Origin of the sequence: Streptomyces sp. PU-14G, from assembly GCF_041028275.1 — a bacterium.
Classification (GTDB): domain Bacteria; phylum Actinomycetota; class Actinomycetes; order Streptomycetales; family Streptomycetaceae; genus Streptomyces.
In genome coordinates this window covers 1-7,009 of sequence record NZ_JASKYT010000429.1, presented here as the reverse complement: position 1 = coordinate 7,009, position 7,009 = coordinate 1, and the positions used below count along the sequence as shown (strand labels likewise).

Genomic DNA, 7,009 nt, shown 5'->3' with positions numbered 1-7,009 from the left:
GCCAACCGCCTGCGGCGTGGGAAGGCCGGCGGCGGACCGCCGACCTTCGATCGCGAGGTCTACAAGGCCCGCAACGTGGTCGAACGCTGCTTCGGCCGTCTCAAGCAGTTCCGCGCGATCGCCACCCGCTTCGACAAACTCGCCGCCCGCTACAAGGCCGGAGTCCACCTCGCCGCACTCATCCTCTGGCTGCGCGAACCCGCCCAAGATCCTTTGTCAGACAGGCCCTAGGCCCTGGCCCCTGCCGCGCCGACGGGAGCCGCCGACCCCCGTGCGCGGGCGTCAGGCCAGCCCCCGTCGGGTCGCTGCGGGAGGGCGGTGGCCTGCGATGGAGGCCACCATCTCCAGCACCTGCCTCGTCTCGGCGACCTCGTGCACGCGGTAGACGCGTGCGCCCAGCCACGCGGAGACGGCGGTCGTGGCCAGCGTGCCGAGCAGCCGCTCCTTGACGGGGCGGTCCAGGGTCTCGCCGACGAAGTCCTTGTTGGACAGCGAGACGAGCACCGGCCAGCCCGTTTCGGTCATCCGGCCGAGCTCGCGGGTCGCCTGGAGCGAGTGGCGGGTGGACTTGCCGAAGTCGTGCCCCGGGTCGATGAGGATGCCGTCCCGCCGCACCCCGAGCCCGGCGGCGCGTTCGGCCAGCCCGAGCGTCACCCGAAGGATGTCGTCCACGACTCCGCTGGGGCCCGGTCCGCGTGCCTGTTCCGCCGGCGCGTACACCGTGCGGTGCGGGCGGGTGCGCGGCTCGGCGCCGCCCGCGTGGGTGCACACCAGACCGGCGCCGTACCGTGCCGCGACCTGAGCCAGCAGCGGGTCCACCCCGCCCCACGCGTCGTTGAGCAGGTCGGCGCCCGCCTCGCAGACGGCCTCGCCCACCTCGTGCCGCCAGGTGTCGACGCTGATGACCACGTCGGGCCAGCGCCGCCGTACCTCGGAGACGAAACCGACGGTGCGGCGCACCTCCTCCTCGGCGGTGACCTCGTCCCCGGGACCGGCCTTCACCCCGCCAATGTCGATGATCGCGGCTCCCTCGGCGACGGCCTGTTCCACCCGGTCGAGTGCGGGCTCGTCGAGGAACGTGGCGCCGTGGTCGTAGAAGGAATCCGGCGTCCGGTTCACGATCGCCATGATCACCGGCTCGTGCTCACCGAACTCGCGCGTACCCAGGCGCAGCATCACCCGTCCTCTTCCTCTCCGCGGTGCCGTTCCCGGCCCGCACCCGCGTGGCCTGAGCACCGATCCCCGCCGCCGACCATAGCTGTCGGTGGGCCGTGGCACGATCGGGGTCTGCTCACATTCAGGATCGCTCGGGGAGTCGTGTCGTGTTCGTGTTCCTGCTGATCTCGCTCGTCGTGGTCGTCGCCGCGGTCACGCTCGCCATCGTCGCCGGCGCCGAGCGGTCCGGGGCGTCCCCGCGCGGCGCGCCGGGTGGTCTGGCCGACGTGCCGGCGGATCTGCTGGACGAGCCGCTGCCGCCCGAGCGTCCCGTCACGCACGCGGACGTGGCGGGGCTGCGGCTCGCCGTGGGCGTGCGGGGCTACCGGATGGACCAGGTCGACGACGTCCTCGACCGTCTCGGCGCCGAGCTCGCGGAGCGGGACGCCCGCATCGCCGAGCTGGAGTCGGCGCTGGCGGGGGCCCAGGCCGTGGCGATGGGCCGGGGCGAGGGGCATCGCCTGACGAAGGAGGAGCCGCGGGACGGCCCCGCGGAGGGCGGCCAGGAGGCGGGGGAGCGATGAGTAGCGGGAGCGGGACCGGGAAGCGGGCCGGTGCCGGGAGGGGGACCGGAACGCGGGCCGGTGCCGGGAAGGGAACCGGAAAGCGGGCCGGTGCCGGGGCGGAGGCCGTGCCCGGCTCGCGGGGGGCCGGGCGGTCCCCGGCTCCCGAGGGCGGCGCACTGGCGGTTCCCGAGGGCGGCGCCCTGGCGGGTCCCGACGGCCGCCTGCGCTGCCCCTGGGGCGTCACGGCCGAGGACTACGCGGCGTACCACGACACCGAGTGGGGCAGGCCGGTCCATGGCGACGACGCGCTGTTCGAGCGGCTGTGCCTGGAGGGCTTCCAGTCGGGCCTGTCCTGGCTGACGATCCTGCGCAAACGGGAGGCGTTCCGCGTCGCGTTCGCGGGGTTCCACATCCCGGCTGTGGCGCGGTTCACCGAGGAGGACGAGCGGCGTCTGCTCGCCGACCCCGGCATCGTGCGCAACCGCGCCAAGATCGGCGCCGCCCTCGGCAACGCCCGGGTGGCGGCGACGTGGGAGCCCGGCGAGCTGGACCGGCTGGTGTGGTCGTTCGCCCCCGACCCGGCCGGCCGCCCGGTGCCCCGGACGACGGCCCAGGTGCCGGGGAGCACGCCCGAGTCGACGGCGCTCGCCAAGGAGCTGAAGAAGCGCGGCTTCCGGTTCGTGGGGCCGACGACCGCCTACGCGCTGATGCAGGCGTGCGGGCTGGTCGACGACCACCTGGCGGACTGCTGGCGCCACGAGACCGTGGCGGGTGCGGGACGTGGGCGCTGAGCAGCGCCAGCGCAGTCCGCGCTGAGGCGGCTCCTCAGCGCCCGGTGAAGCGGGGTTTCTCCTTCTTCACGAAGGCTTCGACGGCGATCCGGTGGTCGGCCGAACCCCCCACCCGCACCTGGAGTTCGGACTCCTTGGCGAGGGTCTCGGCCAGCGAGTGGGACGCCCCGTAGGCCAGGGACTCCTTGAGTGCCGCGTACGCGGCGGTCGGGCCCTGTGCGAGCCGGCGGGCGACGGCCGCTGCCTCGGCGGCGAGTTCGGCTGCGGGCACGACCCGGTTGGCGAGTCCCAACTGGAGCGCCTCGTCGGCCTTGACGCTGCGCGGGAAGAGCAGCAGGTCCGCGGCGCGTGAGGGGCCGACGAGCCGCGGCAGGGTCCACGAGACGCCGGAGTCGGCGGTCAGCGCGACCCCGGCGAAGGAGGTGTTGAACGCGGCGGTGTCCGCCATCACGCGGTGGTCGCAGGCGAAGGCGAAGCCGGCGCCCGCGCCCGCGGCGACGCCGTTGACGCCCGCCACCACCGGTTTGGGCATGCCGGCGAGGGCGAGGGTGATCGGGTTGTAGTGCTCCTCGACCGTGTTCAGGGCGTTTCCGCCGCTGCGTTCGAGGGATCCGGTGTGCTCCTTGAGGTCCTGGCCGACGCAGAAGGCCCGTCCGTTGCCGGTGAGCAGTACGGCCCGCACCTCCTGGTCGGCGGCGGCCCGCTGGAGGGTGTCCCGCAGGGCGTTCTTGGTCTCGTCGTCGAGGGCGTTCATCGCGTCGGGGCGGTTGAGGGTGACCGTCGCGAGGCCCTCGTTCACTTCGTAGCGCACGGTGTCGGACATGCGCTCAGCATGACCGAGATCATCGGCGCCGGACAGGGCGGCACCGGCGTCGGCGGGGTGGGCGGATGTGACCTGCGTCAAACCGGTGGGCGCCGAGCGGGGAGCGGGGGCGGGGCAGTATCGCAGGCAGATCGCCGCATTCGGCGGTTTTGTGCGTGATCGAGCCGGAAGAGATGCGGACTGATGTTGGTCATCGGGTCCTGCGATGCGGGATAATGGTCGGGAAGCAATGTGTTCGATGCCGGTGAGGCTGTGCCTGTTCACGTGCCCACGGCGCGATCGGCTGGTTCAGGAAGGGGAACGAGCATGGCGGCCATGAAGCCGCGGACGGGTGACGGCCCGCTCGAGGTGACCAAAGAGGGGCGGGGCATCGTCATGCGCGTTCCGCTCGAAGGCGGTGGGCGACTCGTCGTCGAGCTGACACCGGACGAGGCGACGGCGCTCGGCGAGGAACTGAAGAAGGTCTGCGGCTGACGACCGGCCGGTCAGGACCACCAAGAACGACCGCTGCCCCGGGGGCGTACGCGCACGCGTGTACACCCCCGGGGCAGCGTCGTCGGGTGCGGCGCGAGCGCCGTCGCCCGGGCGAGGTGTGAGCGTCGCCTCCCGGGCGCGGAGTGAGCGTCGCCTCCGGGCCGGACGGCAGGCGTCGGACAAGGGGCCGGTCACTCGCCGCGTTTGACCGCGCACAGCAGACCGTCGCCGACCGGCAGCAGCGAGGGCACCAGAACGGTGCTCTCGTGCACCGTGCGCAACAGCTCCCGCAGGCGCAGCACTTCGGCGGGCGGGACGGCGGAGTCGCCGGTGCGGCCCTCCGCGAAGACCCCGGCGAAGCAGATCAGTCCGCCCTCGCGCAGCAGCCGCAACGATTCGGCGAGGTAGTCGAGGCACTCCGTGCGGTCACCGTCGCAGAAGACGAGGTCGTACCCGCCGTCCGCGAGACGGGGCAGCACGTCCAGGGCGCGGCCGGGGATGAACCGCACCCGGTTGCCGCCGTTGCCCACGAACCCGGCGGCCCGGAAGGCCTCGCGCGCGAACTGCTGCCGCTCCGGCTCGATGTCGACCGTGGTGAGCACCCCGTCGGGGCGCATCCCGTGGAGCAGGTGCAGACCCGAGACGCCCGTTCCGGTGCCGATCTCGGCCACCGCCTTGGCTCCGGCGGTCGCCGCCAGCAGCCGCAGCGTCGCCCCGGTGGCGGGGGAGACCGAGCGCATACCGACGTCCTGGGCCCTGGCGCGGGCCCAGCGCAGCGCTTCGCTCTCGGCGCTCTCGACCAGCTCGGCGCCGTACGCGTCGGCGAGCGCCCAGCTCGTCTGCCGGTTGCCGGTAATGGCCCTCTCCTGTCCCCGTCCTCCACGCAATCGTGACTGTATCCGTTGGCCCGGGAACCTGCTGATGGGACTGGGCGTTGAGGAGGGAGAGACCGGCGTGCGGCGGTCGCCAAAGCCGGGCAAAGACGCTTATCCGGAGCTAACGGGAGATGTGGCTATGGTAGGGGCTCCAGTGGACACCACCAGAGCCGACAGGGGAGGTGCGGCTGCGAGCCGGGACCGCGGCGTCTTCGCCAGATTCCGCCGGTCCGCGGGGCAGCCGAAATCCGTGACCAACACTGCTGACCAGTCCCGCTCCGCCGATTCCGCGACCACGGCGACCTTCGAGACCGCCGCGGACGCCCAGGCGTGGACCCCTCCCTCCTGGGAGGAGATCGTCAGCACCCACAGCGCCCGCGTCTACCGGCTCGCCTACCGCCTGACGGGTAACCAGCACGACGCCGAGGACCTCACCCAGGAGGTCTTCGTCCGCGTCTTCCGCTCGCTGTCCACCTACACGCCCGGCACCTTCGAGGGCTGGCTGCACCGGATCACCACGAACCTGTTCCTGGACATGGTCAGGCGCAAGCAGCGCATCCGCTTCGACGCGCTCGCCGACGACGCCGCCGAGCGGCTGCCCAGCCGCGAGCCCACGCCGCAGCAGCACTTCAACGACACCCACTTCGACGCGGACGTCCAGCAGGCCCTGGACACCCTCGCTCCCGAGTTCCGCGCCGCCGTGGTCCTCTGCGACATCGAGGGCCTCTCCTACGAGGAGATCGCCGCCACCCTCGGCGTGAAGCTGGGCACGGTCCGCAGCCGTATCCACCGCGGCCGCTCCCACCTGCGCAAGGCGCTCAAGCACCGTTCGCCCGAGGCCAGGGCCGAGCAGCAGCGCTCCCTGAGCGCGTCGGTGCCGGCCGCCCGGGCCGGGGAGGTGAGTGCCGGGTGACTCCCGCGGACCACCACCTCGGGGACCGCCTCGCCGCCCTCGTCGACGGCGAGCTCGGCCATGACGCCCGCGAGCGGGTGCTCGCCCACCTGGCGACCTGCGAGGGCTGCAAGGCCGAGGCCGACGCCCAGCGCCGGCTGAAGAACGTCTTCTCGGCCGCCGCGCCACCCCCGCCCTCCGCAGGGTTCCTCGCCCGCCTCCAGGGCCTGCCCGCGGCGGACATCCTGGGCCCGCAGGGCCCGGACGACCTCGGTCTCGGCCCCGGCCCCGGCGGCCCGGGAGCCTCCCCGGCCGAGCGGGGCGAGCTGGGGGCCCTCACCGTCGCCGGGCTGCCAGGCGGCTCCGAGCGCTCGCCCTGGGCGTTCGAGTACCTGCCGGTCAGCGGCGGCAGCGGGCGCGGCCCCCTGACCCCGCAGCGGGGCTTCCGGATACACGAGACGCCACGCGTGGACCGCCGGGAGCGCCTCGACGGCACCGAGCGGGAGCGTGCCGAAAGGGAACGCTCCGCCTCCCGCGGGCGCCGCTTCGCGTTCGCCGCGGCAGGAGCGTTCTCCCTCGCGGCCCTCGCCTTCGGCGGCACCCTCGCCTCGGGTGCCACGGGCGGCACCACCGGCGCGGGGGGCGACAGCCCCTCGGCGAACTCGGTGCGCAGCACCGGCTCCGCGGGCTCGGGAGCGGGCCTGCGCGACACCAGGCGCCGCGGCGGTGAGTCGCGCAGCGGTGCGCTGAGCTCCCGCACGGCCCCGGGCCCGACGTTCGCGCCCGCCACCGCACGCGGGGCAGCCGCTCCCGGCGCGCGGCTGACGGCGCCGGTGAGCCTCTTGCAGCGTTCCGCTTCCTCCCCGCTCTCCCCGCTGTCCGCGCTGCACCCCCGTCGGCTGTCGCCCTCCATGGACCTGGCCGGATGGTCAGGGCAGGACAGCGCGGCGAAGGCCCTGCGCGCGCTGAGCGGGGACGGCAAGGCCGCCTCGAAGGCGGACGGCAGCCCGCCCGCTCCCGGCGCGCGGCCCACCCAGCGCGCCGCGGGGCAGGACGACCCGATGGTGCTGCGCTCCCTCCCCGGCCGCGCGCCGCTGGCCACGGGCTCCGGCCCCGCCCCGGCGGCAGCCACGGCCACCCCGGCAGGGCGCTGAATCTTTCCACCGCTCCGGGCGCTCACCCGGGGGAGGGCCGGGCAGTCGAAACTCTGGGCGCCCCTGGCGACCGGGTGAGCACGCCCTCCATGCACTTCGTCGTGGCACGCCTGGCCCCGGCTCCGGGTCGTCCCCTCCGGTGGTCAGGTCATGCCGTGTTGACGCCCGCTGTGCGGGACCGGGCGCACCTGGTTGAATCCTCCTGACCCCCTCGTGCCCTGCGGCGCGCCCGATACGGACCCCTCCCGGGTCGCCTCCCGGCCGGGGCGGGGCCCGGGT

9 protein-coding genes are annotated in these 7,009 nt (G+C 74.2%); 6 read left to right on the top strand and 3 right to left on the bottom strand.

What is annotated here, in order from left to right; all coding sequences use genetic code 11:
• Nucleotides 1–231, top strand: a 231-nt coding sequence (locus tag AB8Z75_RS30705) for a transposase (RefSeq protein WP_369207720.1), incomplete at its 5' end; no start/stop codon positions are given.
• A 51-nt stretch (nt 232–282) separates the two neighbouring features.
• Here the strand turns inward: AB8Z75_RS30705 and folP are convergent.
• On the bottom strand, nt 283–1,176 hold the full coding sequence (gene folP / locus AB8Z75_RS30700; RefSeq protein WP_369207718.1) for a dihydropteroate synthase: 894 nt from the start codon (nt 1,174–1,176) through the stop codon (nt 283–285).
• Between the two features lie 146 nt (nt 1,177–1,322).
• Between folP and AB8Z75_RS30695 the strand changes: the two genes are divergently transcribed.
• Both AB8Z75_RS30695 and AB8Z75_RS30690 read left to right on the top strand, forming a co-directional pair.
• A complete protein-coding gene (locus AB8Z75_RS30695; protein WP_369207716.1) occupies nt 1,323–1,739 on the top strand; it encodes a DivIVA domain-containing protein in 417 nt (138 codons plus the stop codon).
• A 158-nt stretch (nt 1,740–1,897) separates the two neighbouring features.
• Nucleotides 1,898–2,512, top strand: a complete 615-nt coding sequence (locus tag AB8Z75_RS30690; protein WP_369207722.1) for a DNA-3-methyladenine glycosylase I — start codon at nt 1,898–1,900, stop codon at nt 2,510–2,512.
• 34 nt (nt 2,513–2,546) lie between these two features.
• Here the strand turns inward: AB8Z75_RS30690 and AB8Z75_RS30685 are convergent, their stop codons facing one another.
• Nucleotides 2,547–3,335, bottom strand: a complete 789-nt coding sequence (locus AB8Z75_RS30685; RefSeq protein WP_369207714.1) for an enoyl-CoA hydratase/isomerase family protein — start codon at nt 3,333–3,335, stop codon at nt 2,547–2,549.
• Between the two features lie 306 nt (nt 3,336–3,641).
• Between AB8Z75_RS30685 and AB8Z75_RS30680 the strand changes: the two genes are divergently transcribed.
• The gene (locus AB8Z75_RS30680; RefSeq protein ID WP_016469583.1) at nt 3,642–3,809 is read left to right on the top strand and encodes a DUF3117 domain-containing protein; all 168 of its coding nucleotides are present in this window, start codon (nt 3,642–3,644) and stop codon (nt 3,807–3,809) included.
• 191 nt (nt 3,810–4,000) lie between these two features.
• Here the strand turns inward: AB8Z75_RS30680 and AB8Z75_RS30675 are convergent, their stop codons facing one another.
• Complete coding sequence (locus tag AB8Z75_RS30675; RefSeq protein WP_369207712.1) at nt 4,001–4,696, bottom strand: O-methyltransferase; 696 nt, start codon at nt 4,694–4,696, stop codon at nt 4,001–4,003.
• Between the two features lie 127 nt (nt 4,697–4,823).
• Between AB8Z75_RS30675 and sigE the strand changes: the two genes are divergently transcribed.
• Together sigE and AB8Z75_RS30665 are read left to right on the top strand one after the other, a co-directional pair.
• Nucleotides 4,824–5,597, top strand: a complete 774-nt coding sequence (gene sigE / locus AB8Z75_RS30670; protein ID WP_369207710.1) for an RNA polymerase sigma factor SigE — start codon at nt 4,824–4,826, stop codon at nt 5,595–5,597.
• Complete coding sequence (locus tag AB8Z75_RS30665) at nt 5,594–6,730, top strand: zf-HC2 domain-containing protein (RefSeq protein WP_369207708.1); 1,137 nt, start codon at nt 5,594–5,596, stop codon at nt 6,728–6,730. The genes sigE and AB8Z75_RS30665 overlap by 4 nt, the downstream gene beginning before the upstream one ends.
• The last annotated feature ends 279 nt before the right edge of the window (nt 6,731–7,009 follow it).

Coding starts and splice junctions, on each gene's coding strand:
- folP (WP_369207718.1), bottom strand. CDS start 1,176: ATGCTGCGCCTGGGTACGCGCGAGTTCGGTGAGCACGAGCCGGTGATC.
- AB8Z75_RS30685 (WP_369207714.1), bottom strand. CDS start 3,335: ATGTCCGACACCGTGCGCTACGAAGTGAACGAGGGCCTCGCGACGGTC.
- AB8Z75_RS30680 (WP_016469583.1), top strand. CDS start 3,642: ATGGCGGCCATGAAGCCGCGGACGGGTGACGGCCCGCTCGAGGTGACC.
- sigE (WP_369207710.1), top strand. CDS start 4,824: ATGGTAGGGGCTCCAGTGGACACCACCAGAGCCGACAGGGGAGGTGCG.